This window comes from Flavobacterium magnum, from assembly GCF_003055625.1.
In the GTDB taxonomy this organism is placed as follows: domain Bacteria; phylum Bacteroidota; class Bacteroidia; order Flavobacteriales; family Flavobacteriaceae; genus Flavobacterium; species Flavobacterium magnum.
In genome coordinates this window covers 1006422-1029416 of record NZ_CP028811.1, presented here as the reverse complement: position 1 = coordinate 1029416, position 22995 = coordinate 1006422, and the positions used below count along the sequence as shown (strand labels likewise).

At 47.9% G+C, this 22995-nt stretch carries 18 protein-coding genes; 9 read left to right on the top strand and 9 right to left on the bottom strand.

The genetic code is table 11. From position 1 onward, the window contains the following. Positions 1–71: 71 nt before the first annotated feature. The 4 genes from HYN48_RS04200 to HYN48_RS04185 all read right to left on the bottom strand — a co-directional run bounded on the left by HYN48_RS04200 (position 72) and on the right by HYN48_RS04185 (position 5084). On the bottom strand, positions 72–1259 hold the full coding sequence (locus HYN48_RS04200; protein ID WP_108373358.1) for a phosphoglycerate kinase: 1188 nt from the start codon (positions 1257–1259) through the stop codon (positions 72–74). A gap of 513 nt (positions 1260–1772) precedes the next feature. After that, positions 1773–3065, bottom strand: coding sequence for an aminopeptidase P family protein (locus HYN48_RS04195; RefSeq protein WP_108369936.1), 1293 nt, complete (start codon positions 3063–3065; stop codon positions 1773–1775). Between the two features lie 70 nt (positions 3066–3135). After that, complete coding sequence (locus HYN48_RS04190) at positions 3136–3729, bottom strand: Crp/Fnr family transcriptional regulator (RefSeq protein ID WP_245945981.1); 594 nt, start codon at positions 3727–3729, stop codon at positions 3136–3138. Between the two features lie 23 nt (positions 3730–3752). Continuing rightward, positions 3753–5084 (bottom strand): hydroxymethylglutaryl-CoA synthase family protein, encoded by a 1332-nt coding sequence (locus tag HYN48_RS04185; RefSeq protein WP_108369935.1) that lies wholly within the window; start codon positions 5082–5084, stop codon positions 3753–3755. A 182-nt stretch (positions 5085–5266) separates the two neighbouring features. Here HYN48_RS04185 and HYN48_RS04180 point away from each other — a divergent pair, with 182 nt between their 5' ends. From HYN48_RS04180 to HYN48_RS04145, 8 genes are all read left to right on the top strand, one after another. Next, entirely contained in the window at positions 5267–6118 is an 852-nt protein-coding gene (locus HYN48_RS04180) for a ChaN family lipoprotein (RefSeq protein ID WP_108369934.1), read from the top strand. Between the two features lie 96 nt (positions 6119–6214). Next, entirely contained in the window at positions 6215–6880 is a 666-nt protein-coding gene (locus HYN48_RS04175) for a succinate dehydrogenase cytochrome b subunit (RefSeq protein WP_108369933.1), read from the top strand. A 12-nt stretch (positions 6881–6892) separates the two neighbouring features. Beyond that, on the top strand, positions 6893–8893 hold the full coding sequence (locus HYN48_RS04170) for a fumarate reductase/succinate dehydrogenase flavoprotein subunit (RefSeq protein WP_108369932.1): 2001 nt from the start codon (positions 6893–6895) through the stop codon (positions 8891–8893). A gap of 4 nt (positions 8894–8897) precedes the next feature. After that, positions 8898–9377 carry a T9SS type A sorting domain-containing protein gene (locus HYN48_RS04165; protein ID WP_181248524.1) on the top strand — a complete coding sequence of 160 codons (480 nt, stop codon included), beginning with the start codon at positions 8898–8900 and terminating at the stop codon, positions 9375–9377. 14 nt (positions 9378–9391) lie between these two features. Then, the gene (locus HYN48_RS04160; protein ID WP_181248523.1) at positions 9392–10510 is read left to right on the top strand and encodes a cadherin repeat domain-containing protein; all 1119 of its coding nucleotides are present in this window, start codon (positions 9392–9394) and stop codon (positions 10508–10510) included. 38 nt (positions 10511–10548) lie between these two features. Further along, the gene (locus HYN48_RS04155) at positions 10549–11295 is read left to right on the top strand and encodes a succinate dehydrogenase/fumarate reductase iron-sulfur subunit (RefSeq protein ID WP_108369929.1); all 747 of its coding nucleotides are present in this window, start codon (positions 10549–10551) and stop codon (positions 11293–11295) included. Between the two features lie 193 nt (positions 11296–11488). Continuing rightward, positions 11489–14314, top strand: a complete 2826-nt coding sequence (locus tag HYN48_RS04150) for a GH92 family glycosyl hydrolase (protein ID WP_108373354.1) — start codon at positions 11489–11491, stop codon at positions 14312–14314. Positions 14315–14329: 15 nt separating this feature from the next. Continuing rightward, the gene (locus HYN48_RS04145) at positions 14330–15097 is read left to right on the top strand and encodes an amidohydrolase (protein WP_108369928.1); all 768 of its coding nucleotides are present in this window, start codon (positions 14330–14332) and stop codon (positions 15095–15097) included. Here the strand turns inward: HYN48_RS04145 and HYN48_RS04140 are convergent. The 3 genes from HYN48_RS04140 to HYN48_RS04130 form a co-directional block, all read right to left on the bottom strand. Continuing rightward, positions 15094–15981 (bottom strand): DUF6263 family protein, encoded by an 888-nt coding sequence (locus HYN48_RS04140; protein WP_146171717.1) that lies wholly within the window; start codon positions 15979–15981, stop codon positions 15094–15096. The two genes, HYN48_RS04145 and HYN48_RS04140, sit on opposite strands and share 4 nt — an antisense overlap. An 18-nt stretch (positions 15982–15999) precedes the next feature. Then, on the bottom strand, positions 16000–17562 hold the full coding sequence (locus HYN48_RS04135) for an Ig-like domain-containing domain (RefSeq protein WP_245945980.1): 1563 nt from the start codon (positions 17560–17562) through the stop codon (positions 16000–16002). Between the two features lie 105 nt (positions 17563–17667). Further along, the gene (locus HYN48_RS04130) at positions 17668–18351 is read right to left on the bottom strand and encodes a ComF family protein (RefSeq protein WP_108369925.1); all 684 of its coding nucleotides are present in this window, start codon (positions 18349–18351) and stop codon (positions 17668–17670) included. A 187-nt stretch (positions 18352–18538) separates the two neighbouring features. On the opposite strand from HYN48_RS04130, the gene HYN48_RS04125 reads away from it, so the two are divergent. Beyond that, entirely contained in the window at positions 18539–20080 is a 1542-nt protein-coding gene (locus HYN48_RS04125) for a glycine--tRNA ligase (protein ID WP_108369924.1), read from the top strand. Between the two features lie 68 nt (positions 20081–20148). On the opposite strand, the gene HYN48_RS04120 is transcribed toward HYN48_RS04125, so the two are convergent. Then, a complete protein-coding gene (locus HYN48_RS04120; RefSeq protein ID WP_108369923.1) occupies positions 20149–22014 on the bottom strand; it encodes an OmpA family protein in 1866 nt (621 codons plus the stop codon). 19 nt (positions 22015–22033) lie between these two features. Further along, positions 22034–22954, bottom strand: a complete 921-nt coding sequence (locus HYN48_RS04115; protein ID WP_108369922.1) for a PorP/SprF family type IX secretion system membrane protein — start codon at positions 22952–22954, stop codon at positions 22034–22036. Positions 22955–22995 lie beyond the last annotated feature (41 nt).

The following is a 22995-nucleotide window of genomic DNA, read 5'->3' as shown; positions in this document are numbered from 1 at the left end:
AGTAATCTTATAATAAAGTCGCCGTATTCTATAACTTAAAATTGTGTGAAAAATTGTTAATTCTATATTGATCAATCGATTATAGCAGCAATTCCGGGTAGCGTTTTACCTTCGAGCATCTCCAGCATGGCGCCGCCGCCGGTGGACACGTAGCTCATTTTCGGCTCCAATCCGAACTGTTTTACGGCCGCCACCGAATCGCCCCCTCCTACGAGCGAAAAAGCCCCGGTTTGGGTTGCTTCGGCAATATAATTCCCGAGTTCGATGGTCCCTTTTGCAAAAGGCTCGAGTTCAAAAACTCCCAGCGGACCATTCCAGAGAATGGTTTTCGATTCAAGGATAACCTTTTTAAACTGCTCCAGGGATTTAGGCCCCGCATCGAGCCCTTGCCATCCGTCAGGAATCTCACGCACGTCTACAATCTTCGTGTTTGCATCTTTTGAGAAAGCATCGGCAGCAACCACATCCACCGGAAGATGGATCTGTACGTTTTTGGCTTTGGCTTTTTCAAGGATTTCGAGCGCTAAGTCCTGCTTGTCGTCTTCGCAGATCGAGTCGCCGATCTTCCCGCCTAGCGCTTTTATGAAAGTAAAAGTCATTCCGCCGCCAATAATCATGTGATCGACCTTGTCGAGGATATTTTCTATTACCGTGATTTTTGAGGATACCTTGCTGCCGCCCAATACCGCTGTTACCGGTTTTTGAGAATCTTTGAGCACTTTGTTCAGGCTTTCGATTTCCTTTGCGAGCAATGCCCCGAAACATTTGTCATCAGGAAAAAACTGTGCTATGATGGTCGTGGAGGCGTGTGCGCGGTGTGCCGTCCCGAAAGCATCGTTTACGTAGACATCGCCCAGCGACGCGAGCGCTTTGGCGAAATCGACATCACCCGCTTCTTCTTCATTATGGAAACGCAGGTTCTCGAGCAGCAATACCTCCCCGGCCTTGAGGGCTTCTGCAGCTGAACTGGCTTTGCTGCCGATACAGTCCTCGGCAAATTTCACCTCGGCGCCAAGAATTTCAGCCGTTTTCCCGACAATATGTTTTAACGAATACTTTTCTTCTGCCCCTTTCGGACGACCCAGGTGCGACATCAGGATGACGCTGCCGCCATCAGCCAGGATTTTGTCGATGGTAGGCTTCGCGGCCTCAATGCGCGTGTCGTCGGTTACATTGAATTCCGCATCCAATGGCACATTGAAATCCACACGGATTAAGGCCTTCTTATTCTTGAAATTGATGTCGCTGAGTGTTTTCATGGGCAAAGTCGTTTGTTTATATTTTAAGAGCGCCACAAATATAAGGTTTTTCGTTAAATCGGGTCCGGAACGGATTTCAACTGAAGCCATTGCGGTCAGTGACAAAAGTAAACCCCGCCGGGAAGCGGGGTTTACCTAACCAAAAAAACCTTAAAATCACGAAATTACTTTTATCAGCGAGTGCTTATTAAAAGTGAGACAAAGGAAAGGCAAATGAGAAAGCACTGAAAATTAATGAGGTAAACGGATAAAAGTTTGCGGTAAACTTTACGGCTTGTAAGAATAAGGCGTCAGGACTGTGCTCTGAGCCCGCATCCGATTTTCGGATCCGGTATCTTACGCCAAAAAAAAACGGCCTGCCGAAGCACACCGTTTCTCAAAAACTATTTATCTTAAAATCTAAATCACGCAAATCTAAAAAATTTTCTGACAATATGAAGGGTGCGACCGATATTTTTCGGATCAAAACTGTCTAGCCGCCGTCATACTGCCAAGTTCCTCCGGACGGGGCATTCAGGAATTCATCAGCGACTCAATCTCATCCGCCTCAATCGGGATGTTGCGCATCAGGTTAAAAGGTTCGCCCTGTTCCTGAACGACCACATTGTCCTCAAGCCTGATCCCAAAACCTTCTGCAGGAATGTAAATACCCGGCTCTACGGTGAATACCATGTTGGCTTTCATCGGTTCGTGTAAAAGTCCGTAGTCATGGGTGTCCAGGCCCAAATGGTGCGATGTCCCGTGCATGAAATATTTCTTGTATGCCGGCCAGTCGGGATTTTCATTTTGCACGTCTGCTTTGTCGATCAGTTTTAATCCGAGCAATTCTGACGTCATCAGCTTACCAACTTCCACGTGGTATTGTTTCCAAAGCGTTCCGGGAACGAGCATTTTCGTAGCTTCATTTTTTACGCGTAAAACGGCATTGTACACCGCTTTCTGCCTTTCGGTATACTTTCCTGAAACCGGGATCGTACGCGACAAATCGCTGGAATAATTCGCATACTCAGCGGCCACATCCAACAGGATCAGATCGCCGGCCTTACATTGCTGGTTGTTTTCGATGTAATGCAAAACGTTGGCGTTGTTTCCTGAAGCGATGATCGGCGTATAAGCAAAACCTTTCGAACGGTTGCGGATGAATTCGTGGATCAGCTCCGCCTCGATTTCGTATTCGGTGACATTGGGTTTCACGAATGACAACAGCCTGCGGAAGCCTTTTTCAGTGATATTACAGGCCGTCTGCATCAAATCGAGTTCCTCACTTTCCTTCACCGACCGGATCCTTTGCAGGATTGGATTGCTTTTTGCCACGGCATGTGCCGGATATTTCTCTTTCCACCATTTTACGAAACGCGCCTCACGGGTCTCAGTTTCGACGGACTGCCGGTAGTGTTCATTGGTGTTGATGTACATCGTGTCAGCGTAGGTCATCAGCTCGAACAAGATCTTCTCAAAATCCTGAAGCCAGTACACCGTCTTGATTCCTGACACTTCAAATGCCCGTTCCTTTGTCAGTTTTTCCCCTTCCCAGATGGCGATGTGCTCGCTGGTTTCCTTCAGGAATACTATTTCTTTCTGGTGTGCATACGGCGCGTCCGGGAACAAAAGCAGGATACTTTCTTCCTGGTCTACACCCGAAAGATAAAAAATATCACGGTGCTGCGCGAAAGGCAAAGTCGAATCTGCCGAGACCGGATAAATATCATTGGAATTGAAAACGGCAACACTGTTTGGTTTCATCTGCGCCGTAAATTTTGCGCGGTTCTTGATGAAAAGGCTGCGGTCGATTTGATGGTATTTCATTGGAATTGCGAATTAAGGATTACAAACCAAAATTAATCAAACCATTGAAACCCCATCCGGCCAAATGGCGTTATTTTATGTTTTTACGGATCCGGCTCATGTGCCTGTCGGAAATACCCAGAAACGAAGAAAGGTAATGCAGCGGTACTTCCTGTAACAGTTTCGGCTCGGATTGCAGCAGCTTTGTGTACCGTTCTTCGGGGGTCATCGTCAGTAAATCGATACGGTAGTCGTCAATCAGGCAAATTTGCTTTTCGATCAGGTTGTAATAACATTGATGGAATGCCGCGTTATTTTCGATCAGATCCTTAAAGGTTTTTAAATCGGCTACATACAGCGTACAATCAGCGATGGCCTTGATGCTTTTGCGGGAAGGTTTCCGAAACAGGAAACTGCTTAATGAGCTGGTGAAGGTATGACGCAGCGCAAGATACGTCGTCACCTCATTACCCGAAATTTCGATCGCGTGCTGCAGGATCCCGCTTTCAATAAAACAGAAATACGGACAGATACCGCCTTCCCTGACAAGGAATTCATTTTTTTTAAGCGTGATTTTCGAAAACGCCGTTGTGGCTTTCCGGAGCATGTCTGCGGAAGCGCTTTTACCATCAGCAAATTGCCGTAAAGCGCTTAAGAATAGATCCGTTTGCTGATTGTCGACCATAACACAAAGCTATGGAATTTGATTCAGGAAATCCATTTGTAATAACGCGCACCGACGAGGTTTGGATTTTCTTTTTCGATGCGTTCGAGAATCCATTCGCCTTTCGGCGGCACAACACTCCCTTTTTGCTCCTTCTTATGCAATTTTTCGTAAGTGCTGAAATCAATCTCACGGCTTTGTTCCAGCGTTTCAAAAAGCTTCACTTTTTCAATCGATGGCTTCCAGTCCTGTTGAATTTCTCCTTCAAAAACCTTCGATTTCGATCCGCTTCCGTAAGCCATAAAACCAAATGTTGCTCCGGAAATTGCACTATTGGTCTCATAAAAATGGCAAAGCGCAGAAAGCAGTCCCATGAATATAGAAGCGGTATACAGGTTTCCGATCAATGAAGATCCGCGTTCTGCCGGCTGCAGTTTTTTGGAAACGAAATCGAGATACCCTGCAGACTTCGCGATGGATTTCAAATCTTCCAACGTGCCATCACCGGCTTCCGTCGCGTACAGTCCCGGCAGCATGCGCCGCCCCTGAAACGCGTACGGCAGGTGCATGATGACGCTGTGCCAGGAATCGAGAAGGTTTCCCTTATCGTTTTTCAAATCCTTAAACCGGAAATACGCATTCCGCGTCCTGTCCGTATAACACTGGTTAGAATACTGCCCGTCAAAAACCGGCTGGTCCTTGTGGATTTGGATTTCGGCTTCCAGGTGACCGAACCAGGCGTCATTGTCTCCATTTCCGGTAATTTCAGATTTGGAAATCGTATGATACGGCTTAAAGAAATCGAAAACGCCCTGGGTATCCACGGCCCATTTGTCTGTAAACGCGATGATTTTTGGATCCGCCGAAACCAACAACGCCACCGCGCCAGCACCCTGGGTATATTCGCCGGTAGAGCCGAGGTCGTATCTGGCAATGTCAGAACAAACAACAATGGCTTTTTTGTGCGGATTCAGGCGGACGAAGTCGAGGCAATTCTGCAGCGCGTCTACCCCGCCGATACAGGCAAAAGTGAGGTCGACGGCGTCGCAATGGCTGAAGCGCCCGTCACCCCACTGCTGTTCCATCAGCGAAATCAAAAATGACGCGATCGGCTTGGAACCATCGACAGCGCTTTCCGTACCTACGTAAATCCGTGCCACGTCATTCGGATCGATGCTATGCTGCGACAACAGGCGGGTCAGGGCATTGGCCGCAAAAACCACGCTGTCCTGATGCGCGTCGGGCAAAGTCATTTTTGACAATCCCAATCCTTTTTCGAGTTTCTCAGCGTCGATGCCACGCGCGTCAGCGAGGGTTTTTACGGGCAGGTGGATTTTGGCCACGTCGAATGCGATTGCTTCGATTCCTGTTATCATGGGTGCAGATTTTGTAAGTGTAAATGTAAGACTATGGGCATGATTTGGCAGCAAATTCCAGATTTCCGAAGCACTTTTACGGATATGGAAATTCAACCCCGGAGAAATTATCGATTCTTCAAGAATTATTTTTGAAAATGGCGTTTTTGCAGTATTTTAGCGGCACTCCTATAATTCCCATCATGAGGTCCATTCCTTTTTTAGCGTGCCTGCTCGCCCATGCGTTGATTTTTTCCCAGCAGAAACCGGCATACCGGATTTTTGACAAATCGGGCAGGGAAACCACTTACGCCAGGATGCTCAAAGCGACGTCAAAAACCGAAGTCGTTTTGTTTGGGGAATTCCATGACAATGCCATTTCGCACTGGCTCGAACTTGAGCTTGCGAAGGATTTGGCGCAGCGGACGAAATTGGTTTTAGGCGCTGAAATGTTTGAAGCCGACAACCAAACGCAGCTTGACGGGTATTTACAGGATCCTTCAGAGGATGCGCAAATAGACAGCACCGCGCGGCTTTGGCCCAATTATAAAACCGATTACAAGCCGTTGGTTGATTTTGCGAAAGAAAAGAAATTCACATTTGTCGCGACAAACATCCCGCGGCGGTTTGCCGGCCTGGTATATAAAAAAGGTTTTGAGGCATTGGAAACCCTGACCGATGCAGAAAAAAATTGGATTGCGCCACTGCCGATCGCATACGACGCGAACCTTCCGGGCTATGTGAAAATGGTACGTGAAATGGGCGGCCACGGCGGTGACAATCTTCCGAAAGCGCAAGCGGTAAAAGACGCGACCATGGCGTACTTCATACTCAGGAACCTGAGAGACGGCTCGGTCTTCCTGCATTACAACGGCTCATACCACAGTGATGATTTTGAGGGGATTTTCTGGTATCTCAGGCAGCGCCGTCCGGATTTGAAAATCCTGACCATTTCTACGGTGACACAGGCCAATATTTCTAGTCTTGAAAAGGAAAATCTGTCTAAGGCTGATTTCATTTTGGTCATTGATGAAGACGTCACCAAAACGTACTAGTTAAACATTTTATATTGATTATAAATAAGCCGTAAAACATTGCGGCAAACCGCAAATAGCACTATTTTTGTATGCTTTTTAAAACAATTAACCGACATGGCACAAACTGCAATCTTGAAGTCCTCCATTGCTAAGAAAGTCGCAATGGCGCTTTCAGGGCTTTTCCTTATTTCATTTTTAGCGCTGCACGTTTCCTTAAATATGGTTTCCGTATTCAGCGAGGATGCTTTCAATACCGCTTCGCATTTTATGGGCTACAACCCTATTATACAATATGTTATGCAGCCTATCCTGGCGGCGGGCGTGATTTTTCACTTCGTCATGGGCATCGTGCTCGAAATCCAGAACCGCAATTCCCGCCCGGTACGATATGCCCGGAACAACGGGGCAGCAAACGCGCCATGGCCTTCACGCAACATGATCATTACGGGATTGGTGGTACTCGCCTTCATGGGATTGCACTTTTATGATTTCTGGTTCCCTGAACTCAATTTCAAATACGTGGCGGCCGAAATGCCTGACGCGACAAGGTATTACGGAGAGCTCGTCGAGAAGTTCCACGATCCGGTACGCACAGGGATTTATTGTGTGTCCTTCATCCTGCTCGCATTGCATTTATGGCATGGTTTTGCCTCCTCGTTCCAATCGGTCGGGTTCAACAACAAATATTCAAGGTCGTTAAGCAAATTCGCTTACGCTTTCGCGGTGGTTGTACCGCTAGGATTCATTTTCATCGCTTTGTTTCACCACCTCAATCATTAATATCATTTCATAATGGCATTAGATTCAAAAATACCTGAAGGTCCAATTTCAGAAAAATGGACAAACTATAAAGACCATATCAACTTAGTCAATCCGGCTAATAAACGCAACCTGGACATCATCGTGGTGGGTACCGGATTGGCGGGCGGTTCGGCAGCAGCAACGCTGGCTGAACTGGGTTACAATGTAAAGGCGTTCTGTTTCCAGGATTCCCCGCGACGTGCGCACTCGATTGCCGCGCAGGGCGGAATCAATGCTGCGAAAAACTATCAGGGAGACGGTGACTCTACATTCCGTCTTTTCTACGATACGGTGAAAGGCGGCGATTACCGCGCCCGTGAAGCCAACGTCCATCGTCTCGCGGAAGTTTCGGCGAACATCATTGACCAATGCGTTGCCCAAGGGGTGCCGTTGGCCCGTGAATACGGCGGATTGCTGGACAACCGTTCATTCGGGGGTACTTTGGTTTCCCGAACTTTTTATGCCAAAGGACAGACCGGGCAGCAATTGCTGCTTGGTGCCTATTCCGCGATGAACCGCCAAATCGGCCGCGGGAAAATCAAGATGTACAACCGCCACGAAATGCTTGAGCTGGTTGTCGTAAATGGCAAAGCAAGAGGGATCATTGCGCGTAATTTAATTACCGGTGAAATTGAACGGCATTCTGCACATGCTGTGGTCATTGGTTCGGGAGGATACGGGAACGTGTTTTTCCTTTCTACCAATGCTATGGGAAGCAATGCCACTGCAGCCTGGAAAATCCACAAAAAAGGGGCGTTTTTCGCGAATCCTTGTTACACGCAGATCCACCCTACCTGCATCCCGGTGTCCGGAGACCATCAGTCAAAACTGACTTTGATGTCCGAATCGCTTCGGAATGACGGAAGGATCTGGGTGCCAAAATCTCTTGAAGATGCCAAGGCAATCCGTGAAGGCCGCAAGAAACCGACCGATTTGTCTGAAGACGAAAGGGATTACTATCTCGAGAGAAGGTATCCTGCGTTTGGAAACCTTGTGCCGCGTGATATCGCGTCCCGTGCCGCCAAGGAGCGTTGTGACGCCGGTTTCGGTGTAAACAAGACCGGTGAAGCCGTGTATCTCGATTTTGCCTCCGCCATCGAAAGGTACGGAAAGGACCAGGCCAGGATCAAGCACCTGGATGAAAATGATGCCGCTTTGGTTAAAAAATTAGGAACAGAAGTCGTAGCAAGCAAGTATGGCAACCTGTTCCAGATGTATGAGAAAATCGTCGACGAAAATCCGTATGTCACCCCGATGATGATTTACCCTGCGGTGCATTACACTATGGGCGGAACGTGGGTTGATTATAACCTGATGACGACCATCCCGGGATGTTTCTCGATTGGTGAATCCAACTTCTCAGATCACGGTGCAAACCGCCTCGGTGCTTCCGCATTAATGCAGGGATTGGCCGACGGTTATTTCGTACTGCCATACACTATCGGAGACTATTTAGCCCCTGATATCAAAATGGGAAAAATCCCAACCAATACACCGGAATTTGACGAAGCGGAAAAAGCAGTCCGCGATCAACTCGAAAAATTCATTAATAACAAGGGCACACATTCTGTTGACCATTTCCATAAGAGACTGGGTAAAATCATGTGGGATAAAGTCGGTATGGCGCGTAACGCCAAAGGCCTTACCGAAGCCATTTCGGAAATTGCCGCATTGCGAGAGGAATTCCACCGTGATGTAAAAGTTCCGGGAACGCTCGACAGTTTCAACCAGGAATTGGAGAAAGCGATGCGTGTAGCCGATTTCCTTGAACTCGGAGAATTGTTTGCCAAAGATGCTTTGCACCGAAACGAAAGCTGCGGCGGGCATTTCCGTGAAGAATACCAGACACCCGATGGTGAGGCACAACGCGATGATGAGAATTTCGCCTATGTAGCGGCCTGGGAGTATAAAGGAAAACCAAGCGATGCGGTACTGCACAAAGAGCCTTTGGTTTTTGATAATGTTAAGCTGGTACAACGCAGTTATAAATAGTATCATGAAAAACAAATCCTTTTTTACGGTATTGTTTGCAATTGGAAGTCTTACGCTACAGGCACAAACCATTTCCAAAAGTGTGATCAACAGTTTTGGAGGAACACAGAGCAGTTCATCTGTAAAACTGACCTCTAACGTGGGGGAGATTATCACCGGGCTTACCGGAAGTGAGGCCTCAGGCCAGCTCAGCAGTGGGTTTTTACCTGCGTTGGATATGAGTGCACTTTCCATTGAAGATCAATCCGTAACCGCAGTGTTGGTTTATCCGAATCCAACAACTGATAAGCTTTTTATTGCCAATAAAAATGCACTTGAACTCTCGGTGACAATCTATTCTGAGACCGGCCAATTGCTTAGGTCCGCCAAAACCAATGAAACCCAGTCCGGTGTTGATGTAAGTGATTTTTCCAAAGGAATTTACATTGTAAATATCGCTTTACCCGGCAACAAAAACAATGCCTATAAAATAATTAAAAACTGATGTTTCCCCTTAACATGAAAAAACTGTTATCCCTTTTTCTATTGATTTCCGCAGTGGCTGCTGCCCAGATTCCTCAGGGACTCAATTATCAGGCTGTCGTCCGTGATGGAAACGGTATTGTATTGGCAAATCATGAAGTGACTTTTTGGATGGGTATCGTAAAGAACACCGCCGATAATTCGGAGACTGAATATCTTGAGACACATACCGTTACAACTGATGATATTGGCCAGGTAAGTTTTGTAATCGGGCAAGGTAACTTTGAAGCAGGAACGCCTTTCAGTCAACTTGACTGGGCACATGGTAATACATATCTCAGAATCGGGATTAATACCGGTAGTGGCTATGTCAACCTTGGAACAACACAATTCATGAGTGTGCCTTATGCTTTGTTTGCCGGTAATGCGATGCCGAATGGAAACAACCCCGGAGATATGCTGTTTTGGAACGGAACCCAATGGCAAACTGTTCCTGCGGGATATAATGGCCAGACATTGACTTTTTGTAACGGTGTACCCACGTGGGGACCTTGTCCGGATTACTTTTCGAGATTGGCTGTCCCGGGCAACCATCAGGGATGGCTCCCGGCCACCGCAGATCAGGTTGCGCTTGATGGCCCTACCGCTACCTACGAAGGTTATATGAGCCTCGATGGTGAGTACAAATTTGTAGCTCCAAACGCAACAGGCAGTTTTGAATGGAATAATCCGATATACGGTGATGACGGCTCTTTTAGCGGTACTCTAATGCCATTTCCCGGAGAAACAAATTGCACCGCTCCTGACGGTTATTATCTCGTGAAAGCAAATATTCAATCCTTGACTTATTCCACGACGCCAATAACAACGTGGGGCGTAATCGGTTCGGCCACACCAGGCGGTTGGGATTACAGTACGCCGCTGACCTACAATACCCAGACCAAAAAATGGACTGGCGTCGTTACCATGAACAGCGGAGAGTTTAAATTCCGTGCCAATAACGAATGGACGTTAAATCTTGGCTTAAACCCGAACTCTGACAATTTCATGGACTATGATGGCGCAAACCTGTCCGTTGACGCCGCCGCTTCTTATTATATCGAGTTGGACCTCAGCAATCCCAGACAATACACTTACACCGCTGTCATGCAATAATATCGGACTTCCGAAAAACAATATTTAATACCGAGCGTATGAAACTCACATTAAAAATATGGCGCCAGAAAAACGCCAAAGACACAGGAAAAATGGTCGATTATCCAATCGATGGAATCGAACCCGACATGTCGTTCCTTGAAATGCTGGACGTTTTGAACGAACAGCTCATCAACAAGGGCGAAGACCCGGTATCATTTGACCACGACTGCCGCGAAGGCATCTGCGGGATGTGCTCGCTGTTCATTAACGGAGAGGCCCATGGCCCGGACCGTGGCGTAACGACCTGCCAGTTGCACATGCGTATGTTCAAGGATGGCGATACGATCTACATCGAGCCGTTCCGTGCGAAAGCATTCCCGGTGATCAAGGATTTGGTTGTCGACAGGAGCTCGTTTGACCGCATCCAGCATGCCGGGGGTTTCATCTCCGTCAACACTTCAGGCAATACCATTGATGCCAATACGATCCCAATCCCGAAACATGATGCCGACCGCGCGTTTGATGCCGCGACCTGCATCGGTTGTGGTGCCTGTGTCGCTTCGTGCAAAAACGCTTCGGCGATGCTGTTCGTGTCTGCAAAAGTGTCCCAGTTTGCGTTGCTTCCCCAGGGAAAAGTGGAAGCCGCCGACCGTGTGCTAAACATGGTCCGCCAGATGGATGCGGAAGGTTTCGGAAACTGCACCAATACCGGTGCCTGCGAGGTGGAATGCCCTAAAGGAATTTCGCTGGAGAATATCGCCAGGATGAATCGCGAATACCTTTCAGCGAGTCTCAAAGGATAGATTAGCAAGAAAAGAATTTCGTAAAGCCGCGTTCATTAATTTGAATGCGGCTTTTTTTTGGCGTCACCCTTCGGGTCGGGCACTCCGCTGTATCTTTTGTTCCGCTGCACGTCACAAAAGGATGCCGCTGCGGTCCCTGACGCGACACCAGCCAAAAGGGAATTCCGTATATTTGGGATGCAAAACCGAAATCATGAAATTTTATTTTTCCCTAGCCTCCCTTTTTATTTCATCGTTTTTCTTCGCCCAGGACTATTCCAAATCCGTAAACCCGTTCATCGGTACGGGCGGTCATGGGCATACCTTTCCCGGCGCAACGCTGCCTTTCGGAATGGTGCAGCTTTCCCCTGATACAAGAGTGGACGGCAGCTGGGACGGCTGTTCGGGCTACCATTATTCCGACAGCGTAATCTACGGGTTTTCGCACACCCACCTGAACGGCACGGGCGTTTCCGATTTCGGGGACATTATGCTCATGCCGACCATGGGTGAACCGTCATTGGACAACAAACAATACGCCTCCTCCTTTTCCCACGAGAACGAGAAAGCGTCAGCCGGATTTTATTCCGTAAAACTGGACAGGCACAACATTGACGTGGCATTGACCGCAACCACGCGTGTCGGACTGCACCGGTATACTTTTAATGCACCCGGTCAGGCCAACATTATCCTGGATTTGAACCACCGCGACAAATTGCTGATGGGCGAAGTGAGGGTCATTGACAACAGAACCATCGAAGTCCTCAGGCGAAGCGAAGCCTGGGCCCGTGACCAATATGTGTACGCACGAATCGAGTTCAGCAAACCGATGGCAATCACCAGAGTGAACAACAATGCGTTTGTACCTGCCAAAACCACCGATACATTCTTTGCCGGAAGCATCCTGGCCTTAAGCTTTTCCACTGATGTAAAAAAGGGTGAAATCATATCCGTAAAGGTCGCCCTGTCCCCCACCGGTTACGAGGGCGCCAAAAAAAACATGTCGGAACTCACAGGCTGGGATTTCGACAAAACGAGAAAAGCCGCTGAGAAGGCCTGGGACAAAGAACTGTCAAAAATCCAGATTACAACATCGGATAAGGATAAGAAAACGGTTTTCTACACCGCTTTATACCATACCATGATGCAACCCAATATCGCGCAGGATACCGACGGAAAATACCGCGGGCGCGACAATGAGATCCACATTGCGGAAGGGTTCGATTATTATTCCGTCTTTTCGTTGTGGGATACATTCCGCGCGGCCCATCCATTGTACACTTTGATCGAAAAGAAACGTACCGCCGATTTCATCAACACCTTTATCAAACAATACGAACAAGGCGGCAGATTGCCGGTCTGGGAACTCGCTTCCAATGAAACCGATTGCATGATCGGCTACCACTCGGTTTCCGTCATGGCTGATGCAATGGTAAAAGGCATCAAAGGTTTTGATTATGGAAAAGCGTTTGAAGCCGCCCGGCACAGTGCCATGTTAGACCATCTCGGACTGGACGCGTACAAAAAAAACGGCTTTATTTCGATTGACGACGAGCATGAAAGCGTGTCAAAAACTTTGGAATATGCCTATGATGACTGGTGTATTGCACAAATGGCGTGGCTTTTGGACAAAAAAGAGGACTATGCCTATTTCATGAAGCGTTCCCAGAACTGGAAAAACCTCTTTGATCCCGAGACCTTATCGATGCGCCCGAAACAAAACGGTGGTTGGAAAAAACCTTTCGACCAAAGGGAAATCGACAATAATTTCACAGAAGGCAATTCATGGCACTATTCCTTTTTCGTACCACAGGATATCCCGGGCATGATTGAAGCGTATGGCGGAAAAGAAAAATTTGAAGCCAAACTCGATCAAATGTTCAACAGCGATTCGGGTACGACCGGGCGTGAACAAGCGGATGTTACAGGTTTGATCGGGCAATATGCCCACGGCAATGAGCCGTCACATCATATGGCTTATCTGTACCAGTTTGTTGGAAAATGGAAAAAAACGGAGGAAAAAGTGAAATACATCCTCGATACTTTTTATAAAAACGCGCCGGACGGACTCATAGGCAATGAGGATTGTGGCCAGATGAGCGCCTGGTATGTGCTGAGTTCGATTGGGATGTATGCAGTCACTCCGGGTTGTAGCGAGTGGAACATCTCCGCTCCTTACTTCAAAGATTTCAGGATAAATTTTGAAGACGGGACGTCAGGTAATCCACACCGTGATATGATATCATCGACGTTCGGAATGGATTTGTCTGAAACCGGCAGCGAAAAGCGATTCTCCACAGAATTTCAAGCGATTCTCCCCGTCCCCGTCATCAATGCGAAAAGCAAATCGTTTCAGGATAAGTTAACCATCGACATGGACGCCAACAACCTTTCTAACGGGAAGTACAGGCAGCCTGTGATTTTTTATAAGGTCGATGGAGATACCGATTTTCGATTGTATGCAAATCCTTTCGAAATCGACAAATCCACTACGGTTTACGCTTATTGCCGGCAGGATTTGGAAGGGCAGAATGTAAGTGACACCATTTCGGCCACCTTCTTTAAGAAACCGAATAACTACACGATCGACATCAAATCAAAATACAACCGCCAGTATGCAGCCGGCGGCCCTGAGGGTTTGATTGACGGCATCAACGGCTCCGATAACTGGCGCAAAGGCGACTGGCAGGGCTATCAGTCACAGGATTTTGAGGCGGTTGTCGATTTACAGCAGCAGCGAAAGGTTTCAGAAGTTTCCGCCGATTTCCTTCAGGATTCAAGATCGTGGATATTGATGCCTGTAAAAGTGGAATTTTACACATCAACAGACAATGTCAGCTTTACTTTGGTCAAGACCATCGAAAACACTTTGGATCCCAAAATTACAGACACCAAAATCATCGATTTCAAAAGCAATATAACTCCCGTAACAGCGCGCTATGTAAAGGTAAAAGCATACAATTACGGGCCGCTTCCCGAATGGCACCAGGGTTATGGGGGCGACGCTTTTATTTTTATCGATGAGATTTCAATCAGGTAACAAATAGACACTATCATGAAAGCAGCGCTGATTCAAGCCACACTGATCTGGGAAAATGCCGAAGCAAACCGAAAGCACTTTCAGCAAATGATTGATTCCATCATCGAAAGTGTGGATTTGATCGTACTTCCTGAAATGTTTACGACGGGTTTCTCGATGGCCCCTGAGCATGCGGGCGAAACGATGGAGGGCGAAACGGTTCGATGGATGAAGGCACTCGCCAGGTCCAAAAATGCCGCTGTTACGGGAAGCGTCATCATCGTGGAAAATGCCAAGTTTTACAATCGGCTGTTATTCGTACATCCTTCCGGGGAAATCCACACCTACGACAAAAGGCATCTGTTTTCGCTGGCAGGCGAAGACAAAGTATACACAAAGGGGCAACAACGCCTGATCATCGATTACCGCGGCTTTCGGATATGCCCACTGGTGTGTTACGACCTTCGCTTTCCTGTGTTCTCAAGAAATACTGAGAATTTCGACGTCCTGCTGTATGTCGCCAATTGGCCCAAGCCACGAATCAACGCCTGGGATGCGCTGTTGAAGGCGCGTGCCATCGAGAATATGTGTTATGTAATCGGTGTGAACCGCGTCGGGGAAGATGCCAACAACCACAACTACATAGGGCATTCACAGGCTTTTGATTTCCTTGGGAATCCATTGTGCGGGGTTACTGAAAAAGAAACGGTCCTCATTGCGGAAATGCAAAAAGGACCGATGCTGGATGTGCGCGCTAAGATGTCATTTCTCGATGACCGTGACCGATTTGATATCGTATTTTAATGGTCAGATAATGTAAGTGTGTTTTTCATCGAAACGGGAAGCTCTTCCCCTTCCGTCCTGACCACGGCCTTGATTTCCTGCACCACCGTCGATGCGGCAACCCAACCGGTTTTTTTGTTCAGTTTAAGATCCGAAACCATTGTGCCGGTGACGTTGGTCATCTCGTTTTCTTCATTAGATTTCGCAGTTCCGGGCGTAACCTTCGCATTGCCTTTAAGCAGATAATACTCAGGCGTGATGTCCGCCAATTCATATACGGTCTCGATTTGCGCGTTCGTGCCTGCTGCCATAACGGTCATCACCGTCCACTTGTCGCCCTTCGCCACGGGCTTCGAGGGATAAATGGCAAATGAGGATTCCATGTTTTTGCTGATGGACTCCTTGCCGTAAGACTGTTCGAGCTGGCCCATGATCTGTTCTTTCTGCATGTCATCGACCTGGCTGAGCTGGCTGATTGCTGCGTTAAAAACCGCCTCGATGCCGCTGACTTCCGTCACTTTGCCCGCCGATGTCATTTTCATCGTAAAGGGTTTGTCAATGATGGCGCCGAGTGTCGTAGAAAAAACGTCCTGTGTGTCCTTTTTTTCAGAGTCGAAGCTCAAATTTCCCTGAGGCATGGTCATCGATAACGTCATTTTCCTGTAACGCGCTTCGAGATTGAAGGTGCCGTTTTCAATTCCGTTGACCTTATAGGACAATTGCATGTCGGCCATCATTCTCATTTTTAAGTTCTGTCCCGCAAAACTCTGCTCGATTTCCGCGTCGATCTTCATATTCTGGTTATAGGTTTTGCCCTGGGCCAGATTGAGCTTCGGCTGCACTTTTTGTGCGGACATCAGGCAGCTGCAGCAAAGTAGGATGATAATGCTAAGGAATTTTTTCATATCAAGTGTTTCTAATTGTTATCCTCCAAGATCGACGTCTTCGGTCACGTCCCAATTCGATCGGACTTCGAGTGGCTCCGCGAAATAAATCACCTCCTCAGGCAGACGCCGTTCGAGGAAATCCCCGGTGTCCCAGTACCTGTTCTTATTGGTGTCGTAGATGACCCGCAGTGTGAACTTGTTCGGCTCCAGGCCAATGAATTCTACCAATGGGGAATTTTCAGCATATTCTTCAGCAAAGACTTTGCCTTTCCCGTCAGTCAGCTGCACAATCACAGGAAACTGCTTCACGCCCTTGAGGTTGATCATCAGGTTTCCATATTCGGATAGTTTCCGGGTGGACAGCGTGTACGACAAGGTATCATTGGCATGGTCATATAAATCTGTCAGCGCTCCGGGCAGTAATGTCACTTTATACTTCTGCTCCTCGTCGCGTCTAAAACCGAAATTCAGCCGCTGTTCAAAGCTGTCGTATGCGGTTTTGTATGGTACCGGCTTGTTGTTTAAATCGGTGACACTTATTTTCGTGGTATCGGTAGTGGCGAGCGGCACAGACAATCTCAGGCTGAATTGCTGTCTTGGGTGAAGCGTGCCTGTGTTTGACGGCGTGACGGCAAGCGAATCTACCTTTTGGTTTTTTAACCTGACGACAAAATCCTTCATGAATTTGTCTTTATCCACGTGAACGGTAATCGAATCGGCTTTGATGGGCTTGAACCAGATTTGTACGGAATCTTTTTCGGGGAAACGCGTCACGACTGACGGGATGATCTCGTTGCCGTTCTTTACGGTCGCATTGACCCCTGCCGGACTGCCCTCATACCCCATCAACAGCCTGCCACCGGCGGCCTGCGTCGGTTTCTGTGCCTTGAATATGGGTACTTCGCTGAACAGTTGCAGGTTGTATTTACGATCGGAAGGCAACACCACGGGTTCGGGGTAAAATGCGATTTTGTCCTTTTTAGGATCAAATTTGTAGTTGGCGACATTGTCTTTCAACGCAATCAGCAGGTATTTTCCGGCTTTGATATTTTCAATCTGAAAACTGGTGAGGCTGTCCAGCGTGTTGGTCACATAACGCGGTTTTGCTTTATAAATGACCGAATCGTTGAATGTCTCGTCCATTTCATACAGCATTACATTGACAAAATTGTCGGTCTTTGTTTCCAGCGCATCCTTGATGCTGCCTTCAATTTTTAGCGAATCGATATAACTGCCCGTTGAAAAAACGTAACGGAACTGCGGGTAAGGATTTCCCTCGTTGTTGTCCTGTATGCTCTGCCCGAAATTCAGGCTGTAGGTCGTATTGGGCTTCAGCGTATCGGTGATGCGGATGTTGATGAATTTGCTGGCCACGGTAGGCGTAATGTCCGGCGCCGAATTCATCGGTGGTGATACGACAAGCTGCTTGCTTACATCCTTCAGTTTCACATATTCGTCAAAATACAGCCTGATGTTTTTCGCGTTGAAGTTCACCGTGCCGTTTTCAGGCTCACTCCGCTGCAGTACAGGCGACAGCGTGTCTTTAGGCCCGCCCGTAATCGTACCCCTTTTGGCGCAACCGATTACGGCTGCAGCCATTATTAAAAAAAGGATAAAAATTCTCTTGTTCAGCATGCCGCATTTTTCTGCCACAAAATAACGATTATATTTAGTGCTGGCGAAATCTTTTAAGAAAAAAACAACCTATGAATGAGACATCGCCATCGTCACCACGCTGAGTTTTGCACCAGGAATCTTCAGTATGGCCTTTCCGCAGGATTCAAGTGTGGCGCCGGTTGTGAGGACATCGTCTATCAGCAGGAAATGTTTGCCATGGTGCTCGTCTGTAAACACGACGTCGAAAATAGTTTCGCTGCCGTAGGCGCGTTGCTGGCGGTTTTTCCGGGACTGTGTTTCAGAATATATTTTACGCAGCAACAGTCCGGGGTCATAATGCACCTGCAACGTTTCCGACAGCGCCTTTCCGAATGCCGTCACCTGATTGAAACCGCGCTGCCGCAGTCTTTTCTTATGGAGCGGTACGGGAATGATGCAGTCAATTGTCTGATCCAGCGCGATCGATTTTAAGTCTTCCGCATACCACTTCCCGATGACGGTTCCGATTTCTTCATGCCCGCGGTATTTCAGGCTGTGGATTATTTCCTGCACAATGCCCTTTTTGTTGAAATACATGAATGCGGAGGCATGCTCCACCGGCAGACGCCCGTAGAACTTTTTCGCAGCTTCATTGTCTGGGTTTCTGTAAAATTCGGTCAGCGGGATTTCATGCCGGCACCAGGTACAAATGACATTTTCGTGCTGCAACAGCACCTCTTTACAGCCGCAGCAGATTTTTGGAAAAAACAAATCAATGAGTTTCTTGAACATCGTAGCGGGATTTTATCTGCCCAAGTTACTCTAAAGCGGCACGTCTGATGTGTGGAAAGTACGCAGCATTTGTTAAAAATAGTGGCATCGGAGTGATTTATGAAAGGGCCATCGTACGTGTCATGCCTGCATACTTTGCATCGGGAAAAATATTTTTATTAAGAAAAACTGCTATTTTTGCACCACTATGGCAAAACAGGAAGATTTATTTAAGAATGTAGTTTCGCACGCAAAGGAATACGGATTTATTTTTCCGTCGAGCGAAGTCTATGACGGTTTGAGCGCGGTCTATGATTATGCGCAGAATGGTGTCGAACTCAAGAAAAACATCCGCGAATACTGGTGGAAATCGATGGTGCAGATGCACGAGAACATCGTTGGGCTTGACGCCGCGATATTAATGCACCCGACAACCTGGAAAGCTTCGGGGCACGTCGATGCGTTTAACGACCCGTTGATCGACAACAAGGATTCCAAGAAAAGATACCGCGCCGATGTCCTTATCGAGGATTATGCCGAAAAACTGAACCAGAAAGCCGAAAAGGAAATCGAGAAGGCGGCTGCCCGTTTCGGGGAATCGTTTGACCGTGCGCAATATGAAACGACCAACCCGCGCGTGATGGAATACCTTTCCAGAAAGAAGGAAATCCTGGAGCGCATGGGCCGTTCTTTAGGTTCGGGTGACCTGGATGATGTGAAAGCGCTCATCGAGGAACTCGAAATCGCCGATCCTGATACCGGCTCGCGCAACTGGACTGATGTCAAGCAGTTCAACTTAATGTTTGGAACGAAATTAGGCGCTTCCGCAGAAAACGCTATGGACTTATACCTGCGTCCCGAGACGGCACAGGGTATTTTCGTGAACTTCCTGAACGTACAGAAATCGGGCCGTATGAAAATCCCATTCGGGATTGCACAGACCGGAAAGGCGTTCCGAAATGAAATCGTCGCGAGACAATTTATTTTCCGCATGCGCGAATTTGAGCAGATGGAAATGCAATTTTTCGTGAAGCCGGGCGAAGAAATGAAATGGTACGAATATTGGAAAACGACCCGTTTGAACTGGCATTTGTCTTTGGGCCTAGGAAAAGAGAATTACCGTTTCCATGACCATGAAAAGCTGGCGCATTATGCCAATGCCGCAGCAGATATTGAATTTAATTTCCCATTCGGTTTCAAGGAACTTGAAGGAATCCATTCCCGCACCGATTTCGACCTCAAGGCACATGAAAGTTATTCGGGCAAGAAGATGCAATATTTCGATACCGAGGAAAACAAGAATTATACCCCGTACGTCGTGGAAACTTCGGTAGGGCTTGACCGTATGTTCCTGGCCGTATTCTCCAATTCGCTTAAGGAAGAAACCCTGGAAGACGGTTCGGTAAGGACCGTACTGCAACTGCCGTCCGTGCTCGCACCAACGAAGGCAGCGGTATTGCCACTGGTCAAAAAAGACGGCTTGCCGGAAGTGGCACGCCGCATCATTGACGATTTGAAGTGGGATTTCAATATGGCTTACGATGAGAAGGATGCCGTCGGCCGACGCTACCGCAGGCAGGATGCCTTAGGCACGCCGTTCTGCATTACCGTAGATCACCAGACGCTGGAAGACCAGACGGTGACGATCCGCCATCGCGACAGTATGAAGCAGGACCGGGTCAACATTTCGGAGCTAAGGGGCATCATCGAAAACGAGGTGTCTATGAAAAACTGGCTCTTGAAAATATAATCTTACACGCTCAAATAAAAAAACCCGATTTTCACAAATCGGGTTTTTTCTTCTTTATTAATTACAAACTACTGCTTGACGATAAGGAACTCGCTTCGGCGGTTTTGCGCGTGCTGTTCTTCGGTGCAGTTTTCCTTACAGTCTACCTTCGGCTCGCTTTCACCATATCCTTTACCAGAAATGCGGTCTTTCTTCACGCCTTGTGAGAGGACATATTGTACGGTAGATTTCGCCCTCCTGTCAGACAGTGCCATATTGTACTGATCAGATCCACGGTTGTCGGTATGCGACTTTACCAGGATCACCATTTCGGGATATTTGGTCATCGCCTGAACCAGTTTGTCGAGTTCGTACGCGCCTTCTTTGGTAATATTGCTTTTGTTGTATTCGAAATAGATGTCATTCAGCACAACGGTTTCCTTCTCGATGATTTTCTCGATGGGCTGCAGCGACGCGTCCACATTAATTTTCCCGCCCTTGCTTTTGGCAACAGGGAAAACTGCACTTTCATAACCGTCTTTGGTCACCTGTACATTGAATTCCTTGTCGCAGTCCACCGTATACACCACTTCGCCATTGGCTCCGGAATCTTTGGTTTCGATGATGTTCTTTTTGGCATCCAAAATGGCGACGCGTGCGCCTTCGAGCGTATTTCCGGTCAACGCATCTTTCACGGTCGTAATCACGTCCACGGTACAAACCGGATTGGCTATATACAGGTTGTCGTTACCGTCTCGGTTGCTCGAGAAGAATCCGATGTTTTTCACTGTATTGAAGCTGAATGCGAAATCGTCTTTGGGCGAATTGATGGGCAGGCCGACGTTCTTGGCTTCCGCCTCGCCGGCTTTCAGCATGAATACGTCAAGTCCGCCAAAACCCTTACGCCCATCAGAAGAAAAGAAAAGGGTGTTGTCATCGGTGATGGATGGGAAGCTCTCGCTTCCTGCGGTATTGACATTTTTTCCAAGATTTTCGGGCGTACCAAAACTGCCGTCCGCCGCGACCGATACTTTCCAGATGTCGTTTCCTCCCTCTCCTGCCGGCATGTTCGAGGAGAAGTATAACGTTTTCCCGTCTTTGCTCAGGCTTGGATTGCTTACAGAATAGCTCTTGTCGTTGAAGGAAACCTCCTTGATGTTGCCCCATTTGTCACCGTCTTTGGTTGCTTTAAATAGGTATACCTGTCCTTGTTTGAGGTTGTTCTTCTTATCCTTAACCGATTCCTTCTCCTTGAAGCTTTCACTGGCAAAATACATCGTATTCCCGTCAGCGCTGATCGTCGCCGGGCCATCATGCCACCTGCTGTTGATTTCGCTCACTGCCTGTGGTTCGCCGAAAGTACCGTCGGCAGACATGACCGAACTGTACAAATCGAGGAATGGCTCCTCGTTCCAGCCGTACTTTTTCTTGCCTTTGTTCCTTGCCGAAGTGAAATAAAGGTGGTTGTCGGCCGACAATACCGCGCCGAAATCCGATTTTTCACTGTTGATGGACATGCTCTTGAGGTCATACAGCTTTTGCTGGCTGCGAAGTTTCGGCAGATAATTCGGATCCTTTTTGAATTCAATCGCGCGCTGATCATTGGGCGCTTTGGTAGCAAACGCGCTCATTTGCTTGTTGGCTTCCTCGTATTTTCCGTCGGCCTTAAGCATTTGGGCGTATTTGTAGTAGGTTTCGGCATCCTGCGGCGTTTCGATCACCTTGGCATACCAGCGGGCGGCTTCCTTGTAATTGAATACATTGTAATAGCTTTCTGCGAGTTGGCTGTATACGTACGGATCGCCCTTGCCGTCCTCCACGAGTTTCTTGTATGCCTCCGCGGCATCCACGTATTCGAGGCTGATGTACAATTTGTCTGCTGCCTCCGTATACTTGTTCTGTGCATTGAGGACAGCGCTGCATACTAAAATCAATACTATATATAATTTTTTCATTATCGGATTGGCTTTTATGTTAGAAATATCTTGGTGAACGTGATACCTTTTTCGGGAAATTCAGGTCGAAGAGCAGGATGATCTCGTGTGAGGACGTGGTCACTGTCTTCAAATCCGAAATGATGTGGTCGTAAGCATAACCGATCCTAAGGTTCGGCGTGATCGCATAGTTCACCATACCCCCGAAGCTGTCATCCACACGGTAGGTCGCCCCAATCTCAAACTTCTCGCTGAAAAGCGCATTGAGCGACACGTCAAGCGAGCTCGGCGAGTTGAAAGCCGACTTAAGCATCGCGAACGGCTTGAGCTTCAGGTCAGGGTTGATCTGGAACACGTAACCTCCCGTCAGGAAGTAGTGCTGTGTCTCGGTACCGTACTTGATCCCGTTGTAGTCCAGGTGGTTTGCCTTGAGCATGTTCGGGACCGAAAACGCCACGTAGTAACGGTCGGTGTAGTAAAAGAATCCGGCCCCCACGTTCAGGTACACATTGTTGGTGTCCTCGCGGAAAGCGTCGTCGTCAAGGTCCGGAAGGCTCGGCGCAATCTCGCTGTTAAGACCGATCCGCTGGAATGTCGCCCCGGCCTTAAGACCAAGTGCCAGGCGGTGCTCACCGCCAAGGTTCAGCGTATAGGAGAAGTCGCCGTATGCGTTCTGCTCCTTCACCGGACCGATCTCATCGGAGATCAGCGAGAGACCCACGCCCACGTTCTTGCCCACAGGAGTAGATCCTGAAAATGAAAACGTGGAAGGTGCCCCGTCGACATTGACCCACTGCTTGCGGTAGAGCAAACCAAAGGACAGGTTTTCCTTGGATCCGGCATAAGCGGGGTTCATCACGTTCATGTTATACATATACTGCGTATAGTGGGGATCCTGCTGCGCACTCGCATCAATCAGGGCAAGCAGGAATAATAAGGCGGCTAATTGTATTTTCTTCATCTCTTTGATTTGTTATTTCATTTGGTTGTGAAAGCTGCCCC